Origin of the sequence: Humitalea rosea (genome assembly GCF_003253705.1) — a bacterium.
Classification (GTDB): domain Bacteria; phylum Pseudomonadota; class Alphaproteobacteria; order Acetobacterales; family Acetobacteraceae; genus Humitalea; species Humitalea rosea.
In genome coordinates this window covers 56,610-80,577 of sequence record NZ_QKYU01000005.1, presented here as the reverse complement: position 1 = coordinate 80,577, position 23,968 = coordinate 56,610, and the positions used below count along the sequence as shown (strand labels likewise).

The following is a 23,968-nucleotide window of genomic DNA, read 5'->3' as shown; positions in this document are numbered from 1 at the left end:
TGCTCCCATGACGGCGGCGACCATGGCGCCCCCACAGGACCGGCTGCAGCAGCAGCTGGAGGCGAGCGCAAGCGAGGCGGCGCGCATGCTGCGCCTGCTCGCGAACGAGCGGCGGCTGCTGTTGCTGTGCCATCTCGCCGGCGAGGGCGAATTGAGCGTGGGCGTCCTCAGCACCATGCTCGGCCTCTCGCAGCCCGCCCTGTCCCAGCATCTGGCCCTGCTGCGCGAAGACGGGCTGGTGGCGACCCGCAAGGTCTCCCAAACCGTGTTCTACCGCTTGGCCGATCCCAAGGCGGCGCGGCTGCTCGAAGTGCTGCGCGAGCTGTTCTGCCCGCCCGAGGCCTGATCCGAGACCCAAGGACACCCCATGACCCCCGTTCCGACGCAGGCGGCGTAAGCGCGCCATGACCGATCTCACCCTCCTTCAGACGCTGCTCGGCGCCGCCTCCGGCTCGCTGGTCGGCTTCACCCTCGGGCTGGTCGGCGGCGGCGGCTCGATCCTGGCGGTGCCGCTGCTGGTCTATCTGGTGGGCGTGCCCAGCGCGCATGTCGCGATCGGCACCAGCGCGGTCGCGGTCGCGGCCAATGCGGCGGCCAGCGTCATCGGCCATGCGCGGCGGGGCAATGTGCGCTGGCCCTGCGCCGGCGCCTTCGCCACGGCCGGGGTGGTGGGCGCCTTCGGCGGCTCGGCGCTGGGGCGCAGCGTGGATGGCAAATCGCTGCTCGCGGCCTTCGCGGTGCTGATGATCGTGGTCGCGGGGCTGATGCTGGCGCGGCGGGACAGCGGCGCGACGACGGTGGTGCGGCTGAACCGGCAGAACGCGCCGGCCGTGGTCGGCACCGGCTTCGCGGTGGGCGCGATGTCGGGCTTCTTCGGGATCGGCGGCGGCTTCCTGATCGTGCCGGGGCTGGTCTTCGCGACCGGCATGCCGATGCTGCAGGCGATCGGCACCTCGCTGGTCGCGGTCACCGCCTTCGGCGTCACCACCGCCGGCACCTATGCGGCAGCGGGGCTGGTCGATTGGCCGCTGGCGGCGGTCTTCGTCGGCGGCGGCGTGCTCGGCAGCACCCTCGGCGCCCGCGCCGGCCGCGCCCTGTCGGTGCGGCGCGGGGCGCTGACCCGGGTGTTTGCCGGGCTGATCGTCGTGGTCGCGGGCTACATGCTGGCGCGGAGCTTTGGCGTGATCGGCTGACAGGCGCTGCCTGGAAAAAGGACGGGCCGCTGCCGGGAAAAAGGATCGGGGGAGAAGCCCTCCCCCCCCCGTCACACGATCGCGTTGCGCCCCATCTCCAAAAACTTCTCGCGCCGCTTCGCCTTCAGCGTCGCCCCATCCTGGTCCAGCAGCGGCGTCAGCGCCGCCCAGACCGCATGGCCCACCGCGACCAGCGCCGCGGCGGGGTCGCGATGCGCGCCGCCCAGCGGCTCGGCCACCACCGCATCGATCAGTTGCAGGCGCTTGAGGTCCTCGGCGGTCAGGCGCAGCGCCTCGGCCGCGGTCGGCGCCATGGCGGCATCGCGCCAGAGGATGGAGGCGCAGCCCTCGGGCGAGATCACCGAATAGATCGCGTGCTCCAGCATCAGCACCCGGTCGGCGGCGGCCAGCGCGATGGCGCCGCCCGAACCGCCCTCACCGATGATGGTGGCGACGAAGGGGACGGGGGCTTCGAGCCCGGCCTCGATCGCGCGCGCGATGGCCTCGGCCTGGCCACGGGCCTCGGCATCGATGCCGGGGAAGGCGCCGGCGGTATCGACAAAGGAGAGGATAGGCAGGTTGAACCGCCCGGCCAGCTCCATCAGCCGCCGCGCCTTGCGGTAGCCTTCCGGCCGCGCCATGCCGAAATTGCGCTCCACGCGGCTTTCGGTGTCGGTGCCCTTCTCGGTGCCCAGCACCATCACGGCGCGGCCACGGAAGCGGCCGAGCCCGCCCACGATGGCATGGTCGTCGGCGAAGGCGCGGTCCCCGGCCAAAGGGGTGAAGTCCTGGATCAGCGCCTGGATGGTGGCCAGCGCCTTGGGGCGGTCGGGGTGGCGGGCGACCTGGGCCTTCTGCCAGGGCGTCAGCTTGGCATAGGTGCCGGCGAGCAGCTTCTCGACCTTCTCCTGCAACCGGCCGACTTCATCCGCGAGGTCGAGCCCGTCCACGTCGGTCGCCCGGCGCAGTTCGTCGATCTTCTCTTCCAGTTCGGCGATCGGCTTCTCGAATTCGAGGAAATGGCGCATCGCGGGTCCTACAGAGGGGTGCGTCGGCGCGCGACAGCGCCGGAACAGGGGCGGGCCGAGGGGACCCTGAGCCGCCCCGCGTAGCGCAACCGGGCGGCAAGGGCCAGCCTTGCGGGGCTGAGCGGCCTTGCCGCCGGAGCGCCGGCGCGCGATATACCCCCTCGGAAGGCCGGCGGTGGACGGGCGCCTCGCCAACCTGGTCAGGTCCGGAAGGAAGCAGCCACAACGAGTTCCGCCCGGGTCATTTGCCGGTCTTCCACCTTTCCCCTGCCGCTCGCGCGGCCCTGACCGCCGCCGCGCGTCGCGTGGCCCTGATCCAGGATGCCCCAAGCCGCCATGCCGTCGGACATGTTCGGATCGAGCGCGGTGCCGGAAGAGGCACTGCCCGAGCCCCCGCCCTCCGAAGGTCCCGGCCTGTTTGGCGAAGCGCCCCCGGCCCCTGCCCCGGTGGCCGCCGTCGCCCCCACCCCCTATCGCGTGCTCGCCCGGAAATACCGGCCGCAGACGTTTGGCGATCTGATCGGGCAGGAGGCGCTGGTCCGCACCCTGCGCAATGCCTTCGCGCAGGACCGGGTCGCCCATGCCTATCTGCTGACCGGGGTACGCGGCGTCGGCAAGACCACCACCGCCCGCATCGTCGCCCGCGCGCTCAACTGCGTCGGGCCGGACGGCAAGGGTGGGCCGACGGTCGATCCCTGCGGCGTCTGCCCCGAATGCCGCGACATTCTGCTGGACCGCCACCCGGATGTGATCGAGCTGGACGCCGCCAGCAACAATGGCGTCGAGGATGTCCGCGAGATCCGCGAACAGGTCCGCTTCCGCCCCAGCCGGGCGCGGTTCAAGGTCTATATCCTCGACGAGGTCCACATGCTGTCCTCGGCCGCGTTCAACGCGCTGCTGAAGACGCTGGAGGAACCGCCGCCGGCGGTCGTCTTCCTCTTCGCCACCACCGAATTGCGGAAGGTGCCGGCGACCATCCTGTCGCGCTGCCAGACCTTCCACCTCCGCCGGGTGCCGCAGGCGCTGCTGTCGGAGCATTTTTCGTCCATCGCCGCCAAGGAAGGCGTGACCCTGGAGCCGGAGGCACTGGCGATGATCGCCCGCGCCGCCGATGGCAGCGTGCGCGACGGGCTGTCGCTGCTGGACCAGGCGATCGCGCTGGCCGATTCCGCGCATGCGGTCGCGACGGCCACGGTGCGGGACATGCTGGGCCTCGCGGGGCGGGACCTGGTCTTCGACATGATGGAGGCGCTGGTCGCGGCCGATATCGCCCGGGCGCTGGAGGTGCTGGGAGCCGCGCATGAACGCGGCGCCGATCCGGCGGTGGTGCTGGCCGACCTCGCCGACCTCACCCATACCCTGACCCGGCTGGTCGCGGTGCCGGGGCTGGCCGCCGACCCCTCGCTGCCCGAGGCCGAACGCACCCGGGGCGCGGCGCTGGCGGCCCAACTCGACATCCCGGCGCTGACCCGGCTGTGGCAGATGCTGCTCAAGGGCTTGGGCGAATTCACCGATGCGGTGGACCGGCGGGCGACGGCGGAGATGATCCTCATCCGCCTCGCCTATGCCGCCGCCTTGCCGCCGCCGGGCGAGGTGCTGAAGCGCCTCGAACAGGGCGGCGCGGTCGCGGCCCGGGCCCCGGCGGCACCCAGTGGCGGCGGTGGCGGCGGCGGTTTGCGCGCCATCGCGGGCGGTGGCGCTGCCTTGGCCATCTCCGAACCGGCGCCGGCACCCGATGCCGCCCCGAGCCTCGCCGCCCCGCGCGGGTTCCGCGATGTGGTGGCGCTGGCCTCCGGCCGGCTGCCGGTGCTGCATTCAAAGCTGGTGCAATCGGTGCATCTGGTCGCTTTTGCCCAAGGCCGCATCGAGCTGCGGCCGCGCCCCGAGGCGCCGCGCGACCTCGCCGCCCAGCTTTCGGCCATGCTGCTGGAAACCACCGGCAAGCGCTGGACCATCACCCTCTCCAATGCCGAGGGGGAGCCGACCCTGCTGGAGCAGGAAAAATCGCTGGCCGCCGACCAGCACCAGTCGGCGCGCGAACACCCGCTGGTCCGGGCCATCCTCGCGATCTTCCCCAATGCCACCCTCGGCCCGGTGCGGGACGAGCGGCTGGACGCCTATGGCCTGCTGGCCGAGGCCCAGGCGGAGAGGGAGGCCGAGATGGCCGAAATGCCCGATTTCGCGCCGCCCGACGCCTCCGGCGCCTGGGATGAAGACGCACCCGTCACCGACGAATAAGGAGCACGCGACCGATGAAGAACCTCGCGAACATGATGAAGCAGGCCCAGGAGATGCAGGGCAAGATGGCCGAGATGCAGGCCAGGCTGGAGCTGATGGTCGTGGAAGGCCAGTCCGGCGGCGGCATGGTCAAGGTCGCGCTCTCGGGCAAGTCCGACCTCCGGCGCGTCACCATCGACCCCAGCCTGATGACCGCGGACGACCGGGAAGTGCTGGAGGATTTGCTCCTCGCCGCCCATGCCGATGCGAAGCAGAAGGTCGAGGCCGCGATGGCCCAGGAGATGCAGGCGGCGACCGCCGGGCTGAACCTGCCCGCCGGGATGAAGCTGCCGTTCTAAGCCTGAACCAACCCAAGCAAGGCCCCTGCCTCATGGATGACATCCGCGTCTCCCGCCCGAACGACCTCGAATCCCTCTGGATGCCCTATTCGGACAACCGGTATTTCAAGGCGAACCCGCGCCTGCTCGCCCGCGCCAGCGGCATGTCCTACTACACCCCGGACAACCGGGAAGTGCTGGACGCGACCGCCGGGCTCTGGTGCAGCAATGCGGGGCATGGGCGGCGGGAGATCGTGGAGGCGATCCAGCGCCAGGCCGAGGTGCTGGATTTCGCGCCGACCTTCAACCTCGGTCATCCGCTGGCCTTCGAGGCGGCCTCCCGCGTCGCGGAGCTGACGCCGCCGGGGATGGACCGGGTGTTCTTCACCAACAGCGGCAGCGAGAGCGCGGATACCGCGCTGAAGATCGCGCTCGCCTACCACCGCGCGCGGGGCCAGTCCCAGCGCGTGCGGCTGATCGGGCGGGAGCGCGGCTATCACGGCGTCGGCTTCGGCGGCATGTCGGTCGGCGGCATCGGCCCCAACCGCAAGCAGTTCGGCGCGATGCTGCCCTATACCGACCATCTGCCGCATACCCATCTGCCGGAGCAGAACCGCTTCTCCCGCGGCCAGCCGCGCCATGGCGCGCATCTGGCCGAGGCGCTGGAAAGCATCGTGGCGCTGCATGGCGCCGAGACCATCGCCGCCGTCATGATCGAGCCGGTCGCCGGATCGACCGGGGTGCTGGTGCCGCCGCATGGCTATCTGCAGCGGCTGCGCGAGATCTGCACCGCGCATGGCATCCTGCTGATCTATGACGAGGTGATCACGGGCTTCGGCCGCCTCGGCACCAGCTTCGCCGCCGAGCGCTTCGACGTGACGCCGGACATCATGACCATGGCCAAGGGGCTGACCAATGCCGCGGTACCGATGGGCGCGGTGGCGACCAGCAATGACATTTACGATGCGATCGTGAATGGCTCGCCGGACGGGATCGAGCTGTTCCACGGCTATACCTATTCCGGCCATCCGCTGGCCTCGGCGGCGGCGATCGCCACCTTGGAGCTGCACCGCTCCGAAGACCTGAACGGCCGCGCGCGGAAGATCGAGCCCTATTGGCAGGATGCGATGCATTCGCTGGCCGATGCGCCGGGCGTCGCGGATGTGCGCGACTTCGGGCTGATCGGCGGCATCGAGCTGACCTCGCGCCCCGGGGCCGCCGGCGCGCGCGGGACGGAGGTGTTCCGCCGCTGCTTCGACAAGGGCGTGCTGGTGCGCGCGACCGGGGACATCATCGCGATGTCGCCGCCGCTGATCGTCGAGCCGTCGCATGTGGACCGCATCGTCGAGACGCTGCGCGAAGCGATCGCGGCGATCCACTGATGCCCGCGCCGACCATCCGCCCGGTCGCGCAGGGCGATCTGGCGGGTTGGTCGGTGCTGTGGGACGGCTACAACCGCATCTATGACCGCCGCCTGGAGGCCGCGGTCATCGACACCACCTGGCAGCGCTTCTTCGACCCGCGCGAGCCGCTGCACGCGCTGGTGGCCGAGGGCGAGGACGGGCTGCTCGGCCTCGTGCACTATTTGTTCCATCGCAGCACGACGATGCTCGGCCCGATCTGCTATCTTGAGAATCTGTTCATCGCCGAGGCCGCAAGACGGCAGGGCATCGCGCGTGGTCTGATCGAGGCGGTCAACGACGCGGCCCGCGCCGTGGGAGCGGATCGCGTCTATTGGCAGGTGCATGAGACCAACCACGCGGCGATGCGGCTTTATGACCAGCTGGCCTGGCGTTCGGGCTTCCTCGTATACCGACAGAACATATAAGCCCCTCTTGGCTTTTGGGGGGGCGGCGGTGTAGCGAGGACCGATGCGTCTGCCAGAGGCGCGAAGGAGAAACGCTCATGACCATGTCTCGCCGTCAGGCTTTGGCCGGGCTGTCGCTGGCCGCCTTGCCGCTGGCCACCCTGCCCCGCAGCGCCCAGGCCGCAGGCTACCCCGACCGAACCATCCGCGTGGTGGTCCCCTTCGCCCCCGGCGGCAACGCCGATCTGGTGGCCCGCATCCTGTGCCAGCGCATGGGCGAACGCCTGGGCCAGACCATGGTGGTGGACAACCGCGCCGGCGCCGGCGGCAGCGTGGGGGCCGAGGTCGTCGCCCGTGCGGCACCGGATGGCTATACCCTTTTGATCGGGTCGAACGGGCCGCTGACGGTCAATGTGCTGCTCCAGGCGAACCTCGCCTATGACCCGCTGACCGCCTTCCGCCCGATCGGCATCGCCAATCGCGCGACCCATGTGCTGGTCGTCGGCCCGGCGCGCCCGCCCCTGACCCAGCCGCAGACCATGGCCGAGTTCCTCGCCCGCGCCAAAGCCGACCCGGGCGGCATGGGCGTCGGCACGCCGGGGGCCGGCAGTGCGGCGCATCTGACGCTGGAGCTGTTCAACGTCGCCGCCGGCATCCAGACCAACCACATCCCCTACCGCTCCGGCGGCGCGCTGGTGCCCGATCTGATCGCGGGCAATGTCCCGGCGGCGATGGTCGAGCTGTCCTCGGTGCTGTCGCTGCACCGCGACGGCAAGGCGAAGATCCTGGCGGTGGCCGCCAACACCCGCGCCTCGCAGCTGCCCGACGTGCCGACCTTCGCCGAGGCGGGCGTGCCGAACTTCCTCGCCGCGAGCTATGTCGGCCTGCTGGCACCCGCCGGCATCCCGGCGGATGTCGAGGCCAGGCTCGCCTCCGCCTTCGCCGCGGCGCTGACCGACGATCTGCTGAAGACGCGGGTGGATGAGAGCGGCGGCGTCGTCGTCACCGGCCCCGACACCACGCCCGACGGCTTCGCGACCTTCCTGCGAGAGGAACTCGGCCGCGCGCGGCGCGCCGCCGAACTCGCCGGGCTGAAGCCGGAATGAACCTCCCCGCCGGGTCATGCGACTGCCACTGCCATATCTTCGGGCCAGCGGCGGTCTTCCCCTATGCCGAGCCCCGGTCCTACACGCCGGAGGACGCGCCGCTCGAGGCCTATCTGGGCTTGCTGGACCGGCTGGGGCTGGATCGCGGCGTCATCGTGCAGCCTTCCGCCTATGACCGCGACAATCGCGCGACCCTGGATGCGCTGACCCGCGCGCCCGACCGGTTGCGCGGCGTCGCGGTGGTGGGGGCGGAGGCGACGCCGGCCAGCCTGCGCGCCATGCATGCCGCGGGCGTGCGGGGCCTGCGCGCCAATGAATACCGCCGCGATGGCCAGGCGGCCTATCACGGCGGGGTGCGGCTTGCGGAGATCGAGCCGCTGATGCCGGTGATGGCCGAATTGGGCTGGCATCTGCAGTTGTGGATCGATGCGCGCGACCTGCCGGCGCTGCTGCCGCGGCTGATGGCGCTGCCGGTGCCGGTGGTGGTGGACCACATGGGCCGCATGCATCACAGCCATGGCGTGACCAACCCGGGGTTCGAGGCGCTGCGGCGTGGGGTCGGCGAGGGCAAGCTCTGGGCCAAGCTGTCGGGAACCTATCGCCTCTGGGCGACGCCCCCGGATTTCCCGGAGGCGCGGCCGTTCCACGACGCGCTGGTCGCGGCCAACCCGGATGTGCTGGTCTGGGGCACCGACTGGCCGCATCCGCGCCCCGACGGTCCGATCCCCGATGCGGGGCATTTGCTCGACCTGTTCCTGGACTGGACGCCCGACGCCGAAATCCACCGGAAAATCCTGTCGGAGAACCCTGCCCGCCTCTACGGATTCTGAACGGAAGGTCCAGGAAACTCCCAGTTTCCTGGTGGGAGAGCGCGAGAGGGCAAGCCCTCTCGCACACCCTTCAGAACACGAAGCGCGTTCCCACCAGCAGGCTGCGCCCCGGCACCACGAAGCCATTGGCCGGCTCGTAGCGGCTGTTGCCGAGGTTGCGGCCTTCGGTGAAGAAGGTGATCGCCTCGGTCCAGGCATAGGTCGCGGTCACATTCACCACCGTCCCCGCCTTGTTCTCGGCGGCGCCCACGAAGTTGCCGCTGTCGTCATAGGTCGAATCCTGCGTCCGCCCGACCACCAGCACTTCCGGCGAGACCACGACCTTCGGCACCGGCACCAGCCGGGCCGAGAGGCTCCACTGGTTCTCCGGCCGGCGCAGCAGCCGCTCCCCGGTGCGGGCGTTGCGGGCGTCGGTGATGGTCCAGGCGCCGGTCAGCTCGATCTCCGGGCTGATCCGCGCCGTCGCCGTCCATTCGATCCCCTTGATCCGCGCCCGATCCACATTGACCAAAGTGGAGTAGGTGGTGTCGTAGTTGATCAGGTCGCGCGACTTCGTGTCGAAATAGGTGACGCCCAGGGTCAGCCCGTCCGGCCGCCCGAACACGGGCAGGTCGGTCTCGCTGCCGATCTCCCAGGATTCGGAATATTCGGGCCGCAGGTCGGGGTTGCCCCGAAAATAGGTGCCGATGCGCCCGAAGCGTTCGTAGAGCGCCGGCGCCTTGAACCCCGATCCCGCCGCCGCCCGCAGCCGGGTCGCGGCCTCGGGGATCGCGAAGACGCCGCCGAGGCGCCAGGTGGTGGCCTCGTCAAAGCCCTCGTACGCGTCCCGCCGCAGCCCGGCGGCGATGTCCAGCCGCTCCAGCACGCGGAATTGCAGCGCGGCCTGGGCGGCGTCGCTGGTCTCGGTCGCATGGGTGGTGGTGCGGAAGGCGGGGCTGCCGCTGTTCTGGTCCACCGCCTCCCGCGCATGGGTCAGCCCGAAGGAGAGCGCGGGATCGGTGACGATCCCCGCATCCGGCAGGCGAACCGTATTGGTCCATTCATAGGTGGTGCGGCTGCCGCGGAAGAGGTCGTCCGTCGTGGCCGTGCTGCCGGCGTCCATGAGGTTGTGGTAGCTGCGGCGGTCCTCGGTCTGCGCCACGCGCAGCCCCGTGGTCCAGGCGCCATCCAGCAGCACGGCGCTGCCGCGAAGCTGGCCATACCAGCGGCGGTCATTGCCGGTGTAGTTGGGGTCGTCATAGGGCACGCTGTCGAGGTCGAGGTGGTTTTCCCGCCAGCGCAGCAGCCCTTCCAGCCGCAGGCCCTCGATGGGGGTGACCCCGAGCCGGGCGGTGCCGGCCGCACCCTGGAAACCGTCGCGCTCGCTGGTGCGGTTGGGGAAGCGCGGGGCGACGGCATTGCTGCCGCGGGTGGTCAGCCCCTGGATGGCGGCCATGTAGTCCCAGATCCCGATGGTGCCCGCACCGCCGATGGTGCCGCGCGCGGTGTCCTGCGTGCCGCCGGCCAGCTCGCCAAAACCCTGGAAGGCTTTGTCCGCCGGGGCGCGGCGCGTGATCATGTTCACCACGCCGCCGATCGCCGAACTGCCGTAGAGCGCCGAGGCCGGGCCGCGCAGGACCTCGATCCGCTCGATGTCGCCCAACAGGTCATTGCCGAAGTTGAAGGCGCCGGCGGGGGTGGAGGGATCGTTGATCACCACCCCATCCAGCAGCACCGTCACCTGGTTGCTGTTGGCGCCACGGACGAAGCCGCTGGCCTGCTGGCCGATGCCGCCGGCCTGGATCATGGTGAACCCCGGCACCGAGCGGAGCGCCTCGGCCAGGGTCTGGTAGCCGCGTTCCTGGATGGTTTCGCGAGAGATGATGGTGATGGCGGCCGGCACGCGTTCGGCCGGCGTCGGCACCCGCGTCGCGGTGACGACGGTATCGGGCAGGAGAAGGGGGGTCTGGCTCCAGGCGGTGGCCGGCATCAGGGCGGTGGCCGGACTCAGGGTGGTGGCAAGCAGGAGTAGGCGTCGCATCGGTAGTCCCCGAGCAAACGGTCAACGACATGCCCGCGGGCCGTGTGGGGCCAGAGGGCGGCTGGCGTCGTGCTCACACGGAAACGGGCGCCCGAAGGATGCCCGCCATGGTCCGTTGCACCGGTGCACCCCGCCCGATACGCGTAAGACGTCTCTGCGCCGGCCGGTCTCCTGGCTCGCGGCATGGCGGGGAGATGTTCCCCCGCCGCAGACCCCGCCTTCTCGCGGCCCGCAGGGGCAGCAATGGCATTCGGGGCCGGCTTACGCCGCCTACAGTAGCGGGGGCTGCCGCGGTCTCAGCCGCGGTTGCCCGCGACCCTTCCGCATTCCCGTTTCAGCCCTTGCGGGCCACCGTCGCATGCGGCGGACCGTAACCGATCAGAATAGCCAACCCAAGGCCTTGATGCCCGCCCAGCCGATGAAAATCAGCACCCCGGTGGCGAAAAGACAGCCGAGCGCCGAGAGCAGCACGCCGAGGCCGATCGCGCGGTTGTCGGTGCTGACCACGCCGAGCGACATGATGATGGCGCCCGCGGCCGGCGGGCCATTGGTGAAGGGCCCGGGCAGGATCAGCATCACCGCGACATAGACGGTGAGCCAGCCCACCAGGCGGTCCCCGAGGGGCGAGGTGAACCAGCCCTCGGAGGGCCGCACGAAGCGTTCGATCCGATGCAGCCATTTGGAGGATCTGGTGGACAGCCGCAGCAGGTCGCTGCGCCGGATGGTCTGGCGCGCGCAGAAGGCGGGGAATTTCGGCACCCGCAGCCCGAGCCCCATCTGCGCGCCCAGGATCAGCATCGGCGTGCCGAAGACGCTGGCCATGCCGGGCAGCAGCGACGGCAGGCAGAGCAGCAGGATCAGCAGCCCGAAGGCGCGGTCCCCGAAGAAGGCCGCCAGATCGCCGAGGCTGATGCGCTCATCGGGGAAGGCGGCCAGCACCTCCTCCAGGATCCGGCTGAGCGGGGCCGCGTGATGGCTGCCGGTCGCCGGGTCGGCGCCGGGGAGTGGCAGCAGCGCGCCAGGGGGCGTGTCCTTCATACGGTGGCCGTCTTCCTTCCCGGGACCGGATCGCGGCCCGTCCAAACCAGCCTGGGCTGTATCACACCACGTCCATCGCGGTCGCGGCCTTCGCACAGGAAGTCTTCATCACCGCCCGTTAAGCCACAACGCACCACCACCCCCCGAGGTTCTCCATGCTGCGCCGATTGGCCCCTGCCCTGTTGTTCCTGCTGGCCGGATGCGCCGCCCCGGTGATCGAGGCGGCGAGCATCGCCCGCGACCGCGCCATCTACAGCAACACCCTGCCGGCGGCCGAGGCGGGCGACCCCGTGGCGCAGCTTCGCATCGGCAATGCGCTATGCTGTTCGGTGAGCGAGCGGCAGCCCTTCTATGACACCCAGGCGGCGACGGAATGGATGTGCCGGGCGGCGGCGCAGGGGTTCGCGCCGGCGATGTTCCGGCTGGGACGCATCCATTCCGGCAGCCTGGTGGATGGGGTGCGGATCACCCGGCGGCTGGCCAATGCGGTGGCGGGCGGGCCGGACAATCTGCCGCTGGCCTGGGCGTGGTTCCAGTTTGCCGCCGATGCGGGGGAGGCCGAGGGGGCGGCGCGGGCGCGGAGTGTCGGGGAAGATATGACGCCGGGGCAGCGGGCGATGGGCGAGCGGATTCGCGCGGCGGGGGTGGGGGTGGCGGCCTGCACCTTGCGGCAGGCGCGGGCGTAGTCTTGCGGCGCGGCATCAGGGCCGCGTTCCGAAGGGGAACGCGGCCCTGACCAGATATTAGGCCAGATCGTAGCGATCGAGGTTCATCACCTTGGTCCAGGCCTTCACGAAGTCGGCCACGAAGGCCAGTTTCGCGTCCTCGCAGGCATAGGCTTCCGCCGCCGCCCGAACCACGGAGTTCGACCCGAAGAGCAGGTCGATCCGCGTGCCGGTCCACTTCACCGCACCCGTCGCGCGGTCCCGCCCTTCGAACAGGTTCCCCGAGGTCGGGGACGCCGCCCAGGCCGTCTTCATGTCGAGCAGATTGACGAAGAAGTCGTTCGTCAACGTCCCCGGCGCCTCGGTGAAGACGCCATGCGGGGACTGCCCGGCATTCGCGCCGAGGACCCGCAGGCCACCGACCAGCACCGCCATCTCCGGCACCGACAAGGTCAGCAGATGCGCCCGGTCCACCAGCCGCTCCTCAGGGGAGCGCTCGTCGTCGCCGGTGAGGTAGTTGCGGAAGCCGTCGGCCGTCGGCTCCAGCACGGCGAAGGCCTCGACATCCGTCTGCTCCTGCGACGCATCGGTGCGGCCGGGGATGAAGGGGACCGTCACCTCCTGCCCCGCCGCCTTGGCCGCCGCCTCGATGGCCGCGCAGCCGCCGAGGACGATCAGATCGGCGAGCGACACCTTCTTGCCGCCCGCCGCGTTGAACGCCGCCTGGATGCCTTCCAGCACCGGCAGCACCTTCGCCAGTTCGGCCGGCTGGTTGACCGCCCAATCCTTCTGCGGCGCCAGGCGGATGCGGGCGCCATTGGCACCGCCCCGCTTGTCGGAGACGCGGAAGGTCGCGGCCGAGGCCCAGGCGGTCGAGACCAGCTGGGCGGTGGTGAGGCCCGAGGCGAGGAGCTTCGCCTTCAGATCCGCGACCTCCGCCTCGCCCACCAACGGATGGTCCACATCGGGGACGGGGTCCTGCCAGAGCAGCGGCTCCGCCGGGACCAGCTTGCCGAGGTAGCGGGCGCGCGGCCCCATGTCGCGATGGGTCAGCTTGTACCAGGCACGGGCGAAGGCGTCGGCGAACTCGGCCTGGTTCTGGTGGAACCGCCGGGAGATGGCGGTGTAGGCAGGGTCCGTCCTCAGCGCGAGATCCGTCGTCAGCATCATCGGCGCGTGGCGCTTGTCGGGATCATGCGCGTCGGGCACGGCGGTCGCCGCCGCGCCATCCTTGGGCGCCCATTGGTAGGCGCCGGCCGGGCTGCGGACCAACGCCCATTCGAAGCCGAACAGGATGTCGAAGAAGGTGTTGTCCCATTTGGTCGGGGTGGTGGTCCAGGCGCCTTCCAGCCCGCTGGTGATGGTGTGGACACCCTTGCCGCTGCCATAGCTGTTCTTCCAGCCCAGGCCCTGCTCCTCGACGCCAGCACTTTCGGGCTGCAGGCCGACATACTGGCCGGGCTCGGCGGCGCCATGGGTCTTGCCGAAGGTATGGCCGCCGGCGATGAGGGCGACCGTCTCCTCGTCGTTCATCGCCATGCGGGCGAAGGTCTCGCGGATGTCCACGGCGGCGGCGGCCGGGTCGGGCTTGCCGTTCGGGCCTTCGGGATTGACGTAGATGAGGCCCATCTGGACGGCGGCGAGGGGGGATTCCAGCTCGCGCTCGTTCTTGTAGCGCTCGTCGCCGAGCCAGGTGCCCTCACGGCCCCAGTAGATGTCCTCCTCCGGCTCCCACACGTCCTCGCGGCCGCCGGCGTAGCCGAAGGTCTTGAAGCCCATCGATTCCAGGGCGACGTTGCCGGTGAGCACCAGCAGATCGGCCCAGGAGAGCTTGCGGCCGTATTTCTGCTTGAGCGGCCAGAGCAGCCGGCGCGCCTTGTCGAGGTTCGCATTGTCTGGCCAGGAGTTGAGCGGCGCGAAGCGCTGGGTGCCGGAGCCGGCGCCGCCACGGCCGTCGAAGATGCGGTAGGTGCCGGCGCTGTGCCAGGCCATGCGGATGAAGAACGGCCCGTAATGGCCGTAATCGGCCGGCCACCAGTCTTGCGAATCCGTCATCAGCGCGTGCAGGTCGCGGACCACCGCGTCGAGGTCGAGGCTCTTGAATTCACTGGCGTAATCGAAGCTCTGGCCCAGCGGATTGGCCCGCGGGGAGTTCTGGTACAGGACGTTGAGGTTGAGCTGGTTCGGCCACCAGTCACGATTCATCCGGGCCAGGCGCGTCGTGTGGCCCGCGGCCCCATGTCCCACAACCGGGCATTTGCCCTCGGCTGGTGCGTTTGTGTCCATTGGTGTCGTCCCCTTCCTTGGTGTCGATGAAGGGGACTATGGGCGACAGATGAAAAGCGATCCAATGAGTAAACTTAGATGATTTGATCGAGACAATCGATGATACGCCGCATTCTTGGAAGCCGGCGGGCGCCTTACCAGATTAGGCCCAGGTGAAACGCGCGAGCGCGGAGGCGGCCATGGCAAGTGGATGGGCCCCGGACGGGGCGGTGCAGGACCAGATCGACGATACCGTCAAAGACGGCGTGCTGCGGGCGCGGGCGCACCTGCCGACGGGCGAGGCGGAGATCCATTGCGTGGACTGCGGTGACGAAATCCCCGAGGCGCGCCGCCGCGCGCTTCCCGGCGTTCGGACCTGCATCGACTGCCAGACCGCGCGGGACGGCCGGCCGGCGCAGTTCGGCTTCAACCGCAGGGGCAGCAAGGACAGCCAGCTCAAATAGCCGTTCGGCACATGACGGATCGCGCCGCATCATGTGACGGTGCAAGACGCACCAGATTGCAGAGGCTTCGGCTGCACGGCCACCTACATCACCTCCATGCTGCTCTGCATCCTGATGGTCCGCTACATGCCGATAATCATTCAGATGGACCCGGTCGTTGCTGGCGGCTGTGCGTCCTTCAGCTATGTTTCTGCCATGAGCCACGACGCCGAACTGAGTCCCGGTCCAGACGTCTTTCGAGCCGTCACCCGTTCGTTTTTGATCGCGACTTCCGACGAAATGATCGAACCGCTAGAGAAATTAATTTTGAGTGATCCTCTTTGCCGCTCGTTGGTAGACAATGTATCGAGTGGACTTCACGGAGTTATTAGTGCTGCATCTCTACCATTCAGCCTGACCAGTGAATCAATAAATAAAAGACGATTCAATCAGTTTTATACAGCCGCGAGAATCCGAGGCTTGACCTTTGAGGACAACGGGAATCTCTCGAAAGAGCAGGACATACTCGCCTTTGAGAGGGCTCGTATCGAAATGGAAAATTTTCGTAATAGTAAAGATGGATCAAATTTTATCGCAAACACAATTGTACTTGAACTTAGTAGAGCTCTCAGCTCGCGCGATATCGGTGCAGCCGCGGCAGAATTAATGAACCAGGCCCTTTCTTCGACTTGGTCGATATTCGAAAATTTCGCATCTTCATTCATAGTTGAGTGGATTAACTCAGACCCACGTCGAGCTAGTAAAGTATTGAATTGCCCAGGTCTCAAATCATATTTTGGGAAATTCTCGATAGATTTAGACACGATAAATGAAAATTTATTTGATCTAACCAAATCTATGGGCTCTGTGCTTTTTAAAGGGAAGAGATTAGATAACATCAATGTAATTCGCAGCGCAATCTCCGCTCTTTTATCCAATCTAAATGTATCAAAGATCATCGGCAACGATTTATGGCTCCTCAATCAGCGTCGTCACCTCCTTGTTCATAAGAGAGGATTAATCGACAGGGAATATTTGTCCCGAACAGGAGATAAAATGAACATCGGTGATTCAATCATCGTGACAAGCGATGATATAATAAAATATATATTGGCCGTCCGGCAAGCGGTAATTGCAATTGTGGAAGCCGCTGAAAAAGAAAAAGAAATTTCTGAAGAATGAATTAAGATCGAAAGATAATTCAATATTCGTTAGCCATGGTCTGGATCGAGGCGGAGAAGCAGAAGGTATAGCCATCCGGCGCCGCCTGGGCGACGAACTGCCCCCCGATCGCGCCATTGGCCCCGGCCCGGTTCTCCACCACCACGGTCTGTCCCAACCGCTCCTGGAGTTTTTGGGTGGTGATGCGGGCCATGCCATCGGTGGCACCCCCCGGGGTGAAGAGCACGATCACGCGCATCGGCCGCGACGGCCAGGATTGCGCCCGCAGTCCCGGCGCGGCCAGCGCCGCCCCGCCCAGGCCAAGCGCCAGACGGCGCCCGAGACGTGCCGTCATACCCGTGACCTTCCGTGGAATTGCCGAGGGCAGGCTAATCCACGCTTCCCCGGCGGGGCAAGCAAGGCTGCGCCCCCGATGTCCCCCGCACGCGCCTGCCCCTATGCTGGCCGCCATGGAGCCTGTTGATCTTGCGCTGTGTCTCGCCGTCGATGTCTCGGCCAGCGTCGATTACGACGAGTTCGGGCTGATGATCGGCGGGCTGGCCGAGGCCTTCCGCCAGCCGGACATCATCGCCGCCTGCGCCGCCGGCCCGCGCGGGGCCATCGCCGTCAGCCTGCTGCTCTGGTCCGGGCCTGGGGCGCGGGATGTGGCGGTGGGCTGGACCCGCATCGACGGCCCCGCCGCCGCCGCCGCACTGGCCGAGGCCATCGATTTCGCCCCGCGCCTGCCCGCCCCCGGCGCCACGGCCCTCGGCGAAGGCATGGCCGCCGGGCTGGTGCTGCTCGCCACCGCCCCCGGCACCCCGCCCCGGCTGACGCTGGATGTCTCGGGCGACGGGCGCTGGAACGCCGGACGCGACCCCAGGCCGGTGCGCGATGCCGGGGTGCTGGCCGGGGTCACGCTCAACGCCCTGGCGGTGCTGAACGAGGAGCCGGACCTGCTGGAGCATTACCGTGACGTGGTGATCGGCGGCTCCGGCGCCTTCGCCATAAGCTGCGCGGATTATGCCGATTTCGCCCGGGCGATCCGGGAAAAGCTGCTGCGCGAGATCGGCGAGCCCCTGATCGCCTGAGCCTGATCGCTTGAGGCCGCCGCCCGCCGGTGCGACAAGCATTCCACCTCATTCGGACCTGTTCCCCCATGCTTCTGCTGATCCCCGGCCCCGTTCAGACCTCGCCCAAGGTCCGTGCCGTCATGGCCGACGACATCGCGCCCTGGGACGACGAGTTCCGCGCCGAATACGCCGCCATGCGCCCGCGCATCACCGCCATCGCCGGCGGGATCGAGGGCCAGCATGTTTCCCTGCCCTTGCCCGGCTGCGGCCATATGGTGGTCGAGGCCGCGATCCGCACCTTCGTGAAGGCGGGCGAGAAGCTGCTGGTGGTGCGCAATGGCGGCTATGCCGACCGCCTCGCGCGCCTCGCGACCGAGGCGGGGCGCATCGTCGTCTCCCTCCCCGGCCCCGACAACGCGCCGATGCCGCCCGAGCGCCTGGCCGAGGCGCTGGCGCAGAACCCGGATGTGCGCCACGTCGCGCTGGTGGTCAGCGAGACCGGCAGCGGCATCGTGAACGATCCCAATATCCTCGGCCCCGTGATCGCGGCGGCCGGGCGGCGGATGATCTGCGACGCGGTCTCGGGCTTCGGCGCCCTGCCCTTCCGCATGTCCGAGCATCCGGAATGCGATGTCGTCGTCTTCACCTCCAACAAATGCCTGGAGGGGATGCCGGGCTTCGGCTTCGCCGTGGCCCCGATCGGGGCGCTGGAGGCCGCGCGCGGCAATGCCGGCTCCTGGGTCATGGACCTCGCGGATGTCTATGACCACGCGTTGCAGAACGGCTGGGGCTCCTTCCGCTTCACCCCGGCGGTGCAGGCGCTGCGGGCCTTCGGCGTGGCGATGGATCTGTATGATGCGGAGGGCGGGCAGCCGGCGCGGCTCGCGCGGTATCGGCGCAATGCGGATGTGCTCTACGACGGGCTGATCGACCTCGGCTTCACGCCTTACGTGGCGCGCGAGCACCAGGGGCCGATCATCGTCAACGTCCACCAGCCCGCCGATCCCGCCTGGGATTTCGGCCGCTTCCTCAAGGCGATGAAGGCGCGCGGCGTCATCATCAGCAATTTCTTCACCACCCGCGCGCCCACCATGCGGATCGGCTGCATCGGCGCGATCGGGGAGGCGGATATCCGCTTCGCCCTGGCGGAGATGGCGGCGGTGCTGGAGGAGATGGGCGTGGGGCGCCGCGCCGCGGCGTAACTTATGGTTGAGAAGAAATCACGAAGATCAACTTCATTGCGCTCTTAAATTAGGTTCCCTTTAGCAAACACAATCCAGACGGCCAAAGGGAACCAGCATCGGCCGGCAGTTAAACCGAATCGAAAGCCGCGTTCCGACCGGCTTTTCTCCCCGAGTCGGCGAGCCCAGAAATCGCCACGAAGAAGTCCAAACAAAAAGAGAACACACGAGGGTTTTCCTCACTTTTCTGGCCGCCGGAGCGCAGAAAACCAGCCTGCTGCACCCACTCGACAGGAGGGGCGCCTACGCCGGTACTGTACCCCACCCACGTCCATGAGGTATTGTGCGTGCTTCGGTAACGGAGGCGAGGGGTTGGCCCCCCTCGCCCCCTTTCCGGAAAAGGGGCTCTTGTCAACCTCTTTACGGTGGAGTTCGCGCTCCGGGCGGAGAATGCCTGGGTTTAGTCGATCCGTAAAGCTTGACATGGGCCAAACGTCTCGAAAGGACCCATGACAATGGCTGTGCCTACCCCCCCCAGTGCAACCGCGTTTCGTCGATTTCGAACAGATCACCGGACGGGCATTGTTTACGACGCCCATGACTACGGCCTTAAGGCGTGGCCGTTTCGGACTGGCCCTGGCAGAAAGAAGCGATAGGGTCCAGCCCGGATATCTTCCAAGCGCCAGTGATGGCGCTTGGTCGGCGGCGACAATCCGCACCTCGCAATGAGGTGCTTTGGCGGCGTAACGTTGCGGGGGCAGCATAGGCCTGTCCCCGCGACAAGGCCGCCCCTACCCATGAGCAAACCCCTCCTCGTCCGCGCGATGACGCTGCGCGGCTGCCAGATCTGCGAAATGCCCGATGCGGAGGGGGCATCGGTCATCAGCGCCTCGGTCGGCCTCGGCGGGCGCAACAAGGCCGATGACGTCCGCACCATCCAGCATCTGCTGAACGGCGTCGCGGCCAGCGCCGGCGGCCCGCTGCAACGGCTGGCGGAGGATGGGCTGATCGGCCCCCGCACCATCAACGCGATCTCCCGCTTCCAGAAGGCGCGGCTCGGCTGGTCCGATGGTCGGGTCGATCCGGGCAAGCAGACACTCCAGCATCTGCAGGCGAGCCAGCCCAATGTCGGCGGCCAGACCGCGCCCGGCGGCACGCCCGGTGCGGCCGGCACCGGCCGCACCCCGCAGGAGACGCTGCGCATCGGCCGCGCCACCGCCCAGATCCCGCGCGTGAAATCCGCCCTGCAACGCGCCATGCTGCGGTTGCAGGAGGCGGAGGATTTCTGCACCCGCGAGGCCGGTGGCATGCCCTCCCTGCAAACCGCGGGCGAGGGCGCCTGGCTGGTCTTCGCCAAGCACTTCGGCCTGGCCCCCGCCCAGCGCCGCCAGGGCCTCGCGCCGCTGGCGGGGGTGCGGAACATCCTGCGCTCGATGATCACCATCTATGCGCGCGGCACCAGCATCACCGGCGGCGTGGTCTTCGGCGCCGCGATCTATGATGCGCGGCCGCATCATCCGCAGCACGCCGACTGGATCGCCTTCGCCTTCTTCGGCGGGTTCCACAATGGCGGGCGCATCGACCACGGGCTGCGCGAGGACAGCATCTATTTCTGCGAAGGCATGGATGGCGGCACCGACGGGCTGTTCTTCCACACCTCGCTGCATGAACTGGCGCATTTCGTCGGCGACCGGCCCGAGGCGCGGCCGATCGTGGACCATGCCTATACCACCGACCCGGCCTATGAGCGGCTGACCTCGGCGCAGCGGCTGACCAATGCGGAAAGCTACGCGAACTACATCGCGGATTTCACCCTCGGCACCATCGCGCTCGACGATCTGCGCGGGCCGAGCACGATCCTGCTGCAGGACCCGATCGTGGAGGCGAATGGCGGCATCACGCGCGGCAAGGCCAGCGCCTTCCCGCCGGGCAAGCGGCCGGGCTGAGCCCCTGGCCGGGCCGCGGCGCCGCGTCGGGAATCGTTACGAACGGCGCCCATCACCTGGAGGGCAGCCTGCAACTCGGGGGCGTCTCCGGACCGCTGGTCGGCTCGGACGACCGCTCCCGCCGCAGCTTCGCCACCACGATCTCGTGGAAGATGCGGTTCGGGGTGATCCAACTGTCCGGCCGGTCACAGGCGCCGGGCGGCGGGGGCTCAGCCCTTCCGCAAGGCCAGCCCCACGCCGCCGAGCGTCAGCGCGATCGCCGCCGCCTCCCGCAGGCCCAGCGGTTCGCCGAGCATCAGCGCCGCCGAAACCACCCCCACCAGCGGCACCAGCAGCATCCCCGTCGCCGCCACCGCCGGCGGCAGATGCCGCAGCGCCGCGAACCAGGTGAGGTAGCAGGCCCCCATCGGCACCAGCGTCATATAGACCAGCACCGCGCCGCCGATCGGCGTCAGCGCGGCGAAATCCGGGTGCTCGAAAGCCAGGCCCAGCAGCAGCATCGGCGCGCAGCCCAGCCCGACCTGCCAGGCGACAAGGGCCACCGGCGGCACCGGCAGCGCCCCGCCGTTCAGGATGGTGCCGAGCGCGAAGCACACCGCCGCCCCCAGGGCGAGGCCGATGCCCACAAGCTTGCCCGCATCCAGCGCGATCCCCTGCCCCGCGAGCAGCACGCCGATGCCGGCCAGCCCCAGCATCAGCGCCACGAAGCCGCGCGCCGTGGGGCGGGTGCCGCGCAAGGGCCAGGCGAGGATCATGGCCCAGAGCGGCATGGAATAGACCAGCAGCGCGCCCTCGCTGACGCTGACCCAGCGCATCGACATGGTGGAAAGCCCCATCCAGGCGATGACATTGGTGAAGGTGGCGATCACCAGCCGGAGCCTCGCGCGGGGGGGCAGGCTCAGCCGTTCGCCGCGATGCCGCGCGATCAGCGCGAGCAGGCCGCAGGCGACGACGCCGGCGACCCCGCGTGAGAACAGCGGCGGCCATTCCTGCAACAGCAGCTTCATCGCCGGCCAGTTGAGGCCCCAGCCCAATGCGGTCGCCAACAGGCAGAGCAGGCCGATCCAGCGGGGTGTCATGCCGCTACCTGCGGCGCGCGCCCCCATGCGTCAATGCGGGGTCACGCCTTGATTGAGGCCCGCAGGATGTGTTTCTGGATCTTGCCCGTGCTGGTGCGCGGCAGTTCCGAAAACACGATCCGCTTGGGCGCCTTGAAGCTGGCCATATGCTGGCGGCACCAGGCGATCAGTTCGGCCTCGGTCGCCGACATCCCCGGCTTCAACTCGATGAAGGCGCAGGGCACCTCGCCCCATTTGTCGTCCTGCTGCGCCACCACGGCGGCGAGCGCCACGGCGGGGTGTTTGTAGAGCGCGTCCTCGACCTCGATGCTGCTGATGTTCTCGCCGCCGGAGATGATGATGTCCTTGCTGCGGTCGCGGAGCTGGATGGTCTGGTCGGTGTGCTTCACGGCCAGATCCCCGGTGTGGAACCAGCCATGCTCGAAGGCCTTCTGGGTCGCCGCGGGGTCCTTGAAATAGCCTTTGCTGACGACGTTGCCGCGCATCATCACCTCACCCATCGTGATGCCATCGGCGGGGACGGAGTCGAAGGTGATCGGGTCCTTCACATCCAGCGCCTCCAGCACCGGGTAGCGCACGCCCTGGCGCGCCATGCGCGCGGCCTGCTCATGCGCCGGCAGGTCGTCCCAGTCCCGATGCCATTCGTTGACGACGGCGGGGCCGTAGCATTCGGTCAGCCCATAGACGTGGCAGACCTCGAAGCCGGCTGCGGCCATGCGTGCCAGCACCGCCTCGGGCGGGGGGGCGCCGGCGGTGGTGAAGCGAACTTTTTCGGTCAGCGGGGCGCGGGAGTCTTCAGGCGTGTCCAGCAAGGTCGCCATCACCACGGGCGCGCCGCACATCAGCGTCACGCCATGTTCGCCCATCAGCTTCCACATCACCGGGCCGCGCACCGCGCGCAGGCAGACATGGGTTCCCGACACCGCGCAGATGGTCCAGGGGAAGCACCAGCCGTTGCAATGAAACATCGGCAGCGTCCAGAGATAGACCGGATGCCGGCGGATATCGGCGGCCAGCACATTGCCCATCGCCAGCAGATAGGCGCCGCGATGGTGATAGACGACGCCCTTGGGCCGCCCCGTGGTGCCGCTGGTGTAGTTCAGGCTGATCGCATCCCATTCGTCGCGCGGCATCGGCCAGTCGAACGCCGGGTCGCCCGAGGCCAGGAACGCCTCATAGCCGATGGCGTCCGGGATGGGCGCGCCGACACCGTCATCGACCTCGATGACCAGGGGCCGCGCCTTGGCGATGGTCAGCGCCTCCCGCAGCACGGGCCAAAATTCGCGATCGACGATGATCGCCTGGGCTTCGCCATGGTCGAGGATATAGGCGATGGTATCGGCATCCAGCCTTGTGTTGATGGTGTTCAGCACGCAGCCGGCCATCGGCACGCCGTAATGCGATTCCAGCATCGCCGGGATGTTCGGCAGCAGCGCCGCGACCGTATCCCCCCGCCCCAGCCCGCGCGCCGCCAGCGCCGAGGCGAGCCGCACGCAGCGGTCCCGCAGGGTCCGGTAATCCGTCTTCACCCCGTTGTGGACCACCGCCGTATGCAGCGGATGGGTCTGCGCGGCCCGTTCCAGATGCAGCAGCGGGGTCAGCGGCTGGTGGTTCGCCGGGTTGCGGTCCAGGTCCTGATCATAGGCGAGGTTGGTCATGGGACGTGGCTTTCAGCGATGGCGCCAGATGGGGGCGCGTTTCTCCATGAAGGCGCCGATGCCGATGGCGGCATCCTCGGCCAGCAGGTTCTCGGTCATGGTCGCGGCGGCGGTGGCATAGGCCGCCGGCAGGGGCAGGCCGATCTGGGCGTTGAAGCTGCGCTTGCCCATCCGCACCGCAAGGCCGCTGCGCGCGGCGATGCTGGCGGCCAGGCTCGCCGCGTCCTCCGCCAGCCGCTCGGGCGCGACCACGCGGTTGACGAGGCCGAGGCCGCGCGCCGCCTCGGCGCCGATCGGCTCGGCGGTCAGCAGCATCTCCATCGCCGCCTTGCGCGGCACGGCGCGGGAGAGGGCGACGGCGGGGGTCGAGCAGAACAGCCCGATCTCGACACCAGGGGTGCAGAAGCGCGCGGCGGTGGAGGCGATGGCGAGGTCGCAGCTCGCGACCAGCTGGCAGCCGGCGGCGGTCGCCATGCCCTGCACCGCGGCGATCACCGGCTGCGGCTGGTTGACGATCGCCTGCATCAGCGTCGCGCATTGCTCCATGGCGGCGGCGAAGAAGCCCGCCCCTTCATCCGCATCGGCGCGATGGGCCGTGATCTCGCGCAAATCATGGCCGGCGCAGAAGACCGGGCCCTCCGCCGCCAGCACGATGCAGCGGATGTCCTCGCCGATGCCCCCCAGCGCCTCCAGCAAGGCGGCCATCATCGCGGTGGAGAGCGCGTTGCGCGCCTTGGGGCGCGCCAAGGTGATGGTCGCGACAGCACCCTCGGTCTCCACGCGCAGCATCATCTGGTTCTCGCCCAAGGCGTGGTTTCCTCCCGTTATCCCGCAGGCTGCGCGGCCGGCCGGGGCCGCGTCAACTCGCACGGGCATGTCCGCCTCACGCCAGGGGCGGCTTCGGCCCTAGACTGGCCAAA

The 23,968-nt window shown here is 68.7% G+C and carries 22 protein-coding genes, 1 other RNA gene and 1 riboswitch; of the genes, 15 read left to right on the top strand and 8 right to left on the bottom strand.

What is annotated here, in order from left to right; all coding sequences use genetic code 11:
• The first annotated feature begins 7 nt into the window (after positions 1 to 7).
• Both C8P66_RS05790 and C8P66_RS05785 read left to right on the top strand, forming a co-directional pair.
• On the top strand, positions 8 to 346 hold the full coding sequence (locus C8P66_RS05790) for an ArsR/SmtB family transcription factor (RefSeq protein ID WP_111397208.1): 339 nt from the start codon (positions 8 to 10) through the stop codon (positions 344 to 346).
• A 58-nt stretch (positions 347 to 404) separates the two neighbouring features.
• The gene (locus C8P66_RS05785) at positions 405 to 1,193 is read left to right on the top strand and encodes a sulfite exporter TauE/SafE family protein (protein ID WP_111397207.1); all 789 of its coding nucleotides are present in this window, start codon (positions 405 to 407) and stop codon (positions 1,191 to 1,193) included.
• A gap of 71 nt (positions 1,194 to 1,264) precedes the next feature.
• Here the strand turns inward: C8P66_RS05785 and C8P66_RS05780 are convergent, their stop codons facing one another.
• On the bottom strand, positions 1,265 to 2,221 hold the full coding sequence (locus C8P66_RS05780) for an acetyl-CoA carboxylase carboxyltransferase subunit alpha (RefSeq protein WP_111397206.1): 957 nt from the start codon (positions 2,219 to 2,221) through the stop codon (positions 1,265 to 1,267).
• Between the two features lie 166 nt (positions 2,222 to 2,387).
• Here C8P66_RS05780 and ffs point away from each other — a divergent pair.
• The 7 genes from ffs to C8P66_RS05745 all read left to right on the top strand — a co-directional run bounded on the left by ffs (position 2,388) and on the right by C8P66_RS05745 (position 8,519).
• An RNA gene (gene ffs / locus C8P66_RS05775) (signal recognition particle sRNA small type) lies at positions 2,388 to 2,479 on the top strand.
• Positions 2,480 to 2,569: 90 nt separating this feature from the next.
• A complete protein-coding gene (locus C8P66_RS05770) occupies positions 2,570 to 4,459 on the top strand; it encodes a DNA polymerase III subunit gamma/tau (protein ID WP_245903253.1) in 1,890 nt (629 codons plus the stop codon).
• 14 nt (positions 4,460 to 4,473) lie between these two features.
• Positions 4,474 to 4,797, top strand: a complete 324-nt coding sequence (locus tag C8P66_RS05765; protein ID WP_111397204.1) for a YbaB/EbfC family nucleoid-associated protein — start codon at positions 4,474 to 4,476, stop codon at positions 4,795 to 4,797.
• Between the two features lie 32 nt (positions 4,798 to 4,829).
• Positions 4,830 to 6,158 carry an aspartate aminotransferase family protein gene (locus C8P66_RS05760; RefSeq protein ID WP_111397203.1) on the top strand — a complete coding sequence of 443 codons (1,329 nt, stop codon included), beginning with the start codon at positions 4,830 to 4,832 and terminating at the stop codon, positions 6,156 to 6,158.
• Positions 6,158 to 6,604, top strand: coding sequence for a GNAT family N-acetyltransferase (locus tag C8P66_RS05755; RefSeq protein ID WP_111397202.1), 447 nt, complete (start codon positions 6,158 to 6,160; stop codon positions 6,602 to 6,604). The genes C8P66_RS05760 and C8P66_RS05755 overlap by 1 nt, the downstream gene beginning before the upstream one ends.
• Before the next feature lie 77 nt (positions 6,605 to 6,681).
• The gene (locus C8P66_RS05750; protein ID WP_111397201.1) at positions 6,682 to 7,689 is read left to right on the top strand and encodes a Bug family tripartite tricarboxylate transporter substrate binding protein; all 1,008 of its coding nucleotides are present in this window, start codon (positions 6,682 to 6,684) and stop codon (positions 7,687 to 7,689) included.
• The gene (locus C8P66_RS05745) at positions 7,686 to 8,519 is read left to right on the top strand and encodes an amidohydrolase family protein (protein WP_111397200.1); all 834 of its coding nucleotides are present in this window, start codon (positions 7,686 to 7,688) and stop codon (positions 8,517 to 8,519) included. The genes C8P66_RS05750 and C8P66_RS05745 overlap by 4 nt, the downstream gene beginning before the upstream one ends.
• A gap of 70 nt (positions 8,520 to 8,589) precedes the next feature.
• Here C8P66_RS05745 and C8P66_RS05740 read toward each other — a convergent pair whose 3' ends face one another.
• Together C8P66_RS05740 and C8P66_RS05735 are read right to left on the bottom strand one after the other, a co-directional pair.
• The gene (locus C8P66_RS05740; protein ID WP_111397199.1) at positions 8,590 to 10,539 is read right to left on the bottom strand and encodes a TonB-dependent receptor plug domain-containing protein; all 1,950 of its coding nucleotides are present in this window, start codon (positions 10,537 to 10,539) and stop codon (positions 8,590 to 8,592) included.
• 144 nt (positions 10,540 to 10,683) lie between these two features.
• A riboswitch (cobalamin riboswitch) is annotated at positions 10,684 to 10,927 on the bottom strand.
• Positions 10,918 to 11,577, bottom strand: coding sequence for an exopolysaccharide biosynthesis protein (locus tag C8P66_RS05735; RefSeq protein WP_111397198.1), 660 nt, complete (start codon positions 11,575 to 11,577; stop codon positions 10,918 to 10,920). (Overlaps the previous riboswitch by 10 nt.)
• Before the next feature lie 155 nt (positions 11,578 to 11,732).
• On the opposite strand from C8P66_RS05735, the gene C8P66_RS05730 reads away from it, so the two are divergent.
• Positions 11,733 to 12,263: an SEL1-like repeat protein gene (locus C8P66_RS05730; protein WP_146422729.1), complete on the top strand. Its 531-nt coding sequence runs from the start codon at positions 11,733 to 11,735 to the stop codon at positions 12,261 to 12,263.
• 57 nt (positions 12,264 to 12,320) lie between these two features.
• On the opposite strand, the gene katG is transcribed toward C8P66_RS05730, so the two are convergent.
• Positions 12,321 to 14,528 carry a catalase/peroxidase HPI gene (katG, locus tag C8P66_RS05725; RefSeq protein ID WP_111397196.1) on the bottom strand — a complete coding sequence of 736 codons (2,208 nt, stop codon included), beginning with the start codon at positions 14,526 to 14,528 and terminating at the stop codon, positions 12,321 to 12,323.
• 179 nt (positions 14,529 to 14,707) lie between these two features.
• Here katG and C8P66_RS05720 point away from each other — a divergent pair, with 179 nt between their 5' ends.
• Both C8P66_RS05720 and C8P66_RS23485 read left to right on the top strand, forming a co-directional pair.
• On the top strand, positions 14,708 to 14,971 hold the full coding sequence (locus C8P66_RS05720) for a DksA/TraR family C4-type zinc finger protein (RefSeq protein WP_111397195.1): 264 nt from the start codon (positions 14,708 to 14,710) through the stop codon (positions 14,969 to 14,971).
• Between the two features lie 33 nt (positions 14,972 to 15,004).
• Positions 15,005 to 16,132 (top strand): hypothetical protein, encoded by a 1,128-nt coding sequence (locus C8P66_RS23485; RefSeq protein WP_146422728.1) that lies wholly within the window; start codon positions 15,005 to 15,007, stop codon positions 16,130 to 16,132.
• A 19-nt stretch (positions 16,133 to 16,151) separates the two neighbouring features.
• On the opposite strand, the gene C8P66_RS05715 is transcribed toward C8P66_RS23485, so the two are convergent.
• Positions 16,152 to 16,466, bottom strand: coding sequence for a Bug family tripartite tricarboxylate transporter substrate binding protein (locus tag C8P66_RS05715; protein ID WP_111397194.1), 315 nt, complete (start codon positions 16,464 to 16,466; stop codon positions 16,152 to 16,154).
• A 115-nt stretch (positions 16,467 to 16,581) separates the two neighbouring features.
• On the opposite strand from C8P66_RS05715, the gene C8P66_RS05710 reads away from it, so the two are divergent.
• From C8P66_RS05710 to C8P66_RS05700, 3 genes are all read left to right on the top strand, one after another.
• Positions 16,582 to 17,202, top strand: a complete 621-nt coding sequence (locus C8P66_RS05710) for a DUF1194 domain-containing protein (protein WP_111397334.1) — start codon at positions 16,582 to 16,584, stop codon at positions 17,200 to 17,202.
• 68 nt (positions 17,203 to 17,270) lie between these two features.
• Positions 17,271 to 18,386 (top strand): 2-aminoethylphosphonate--pyruvate transaminase, encoded by a 1,116-nt coding sequence (locus C8P66_RS05705; RefSeq protein WP_111397193.1) that lies wholly within the window; start codon positions 17,271 to 17,273, stop codon positions 18,384 to 18,386.
• A gap of 776 nt (positions 18,387 to 19,162) precedes the next feature.
• Positions 19,163 to 20,311, top strand: a complete 1,149-nt coding sequence (locus C8P66_RS05700) for a hypothetical protein (RefSeq protein ID WP_146422726.1) — start codon at positions 19,163 to 19,165, stop codon at positions 20,309 to 20,311.
• Positions 20,312 to 20,520: 209 nt separating this feature from the next.
• On the opposite strand, the gene C8P66_RS05695 is transcribed toward C8P66_RS05700, so the two are convergent.
• From C8P66_RS05695 to C8P66_RS05685, 3 genes are read right to left on the bottom strand one after another with little or no spacing between them, the layout of a single operon-like run.
• Positions 20,521 to 21,390 carry a DMT family transporter gene (locus C8P66_RS05695; protein ID WP_111397191.1) on the bottom strand — a complete coding sequence of 290 codons (870 nt, stop codon included), beginning with the start codon at positions 21,388 to 21,390 and terminating at the stop codon, positions 20,521 to 20,523.
• Positions 21,391 to 21,431: 41 nt separating this feature from the next.
• Positions 21,432 to 23,048, bottom strand: a complete 1,617-nt coding sequence (locus C8P66_RS05690; RefSeq protein ID WP_111397190.1) for an acyl-CoA synthetase — start codon at positions 23,046 to 23,048, stop codon at positions 21,432 to 21,434.
• A gap of 12 nt (positions 23,049 to 23,060) precedes the next feature.
• Positions 23,061 to 23,855 carry an enoyl-CoA hydratase gene (locus C8P66_RS05685; RefSeq protein WP_408881979.1) on the bottom strand — a complete coding sequence of 265 codons (795 nt, stop codon included), beginning with the start codon at positions 23,853 to 23,855 and terminating at the stop codon, positions 23,061 to 23,063.
• Positions 23,856 to 23,968: the final 113 nt, after the last annotated feature.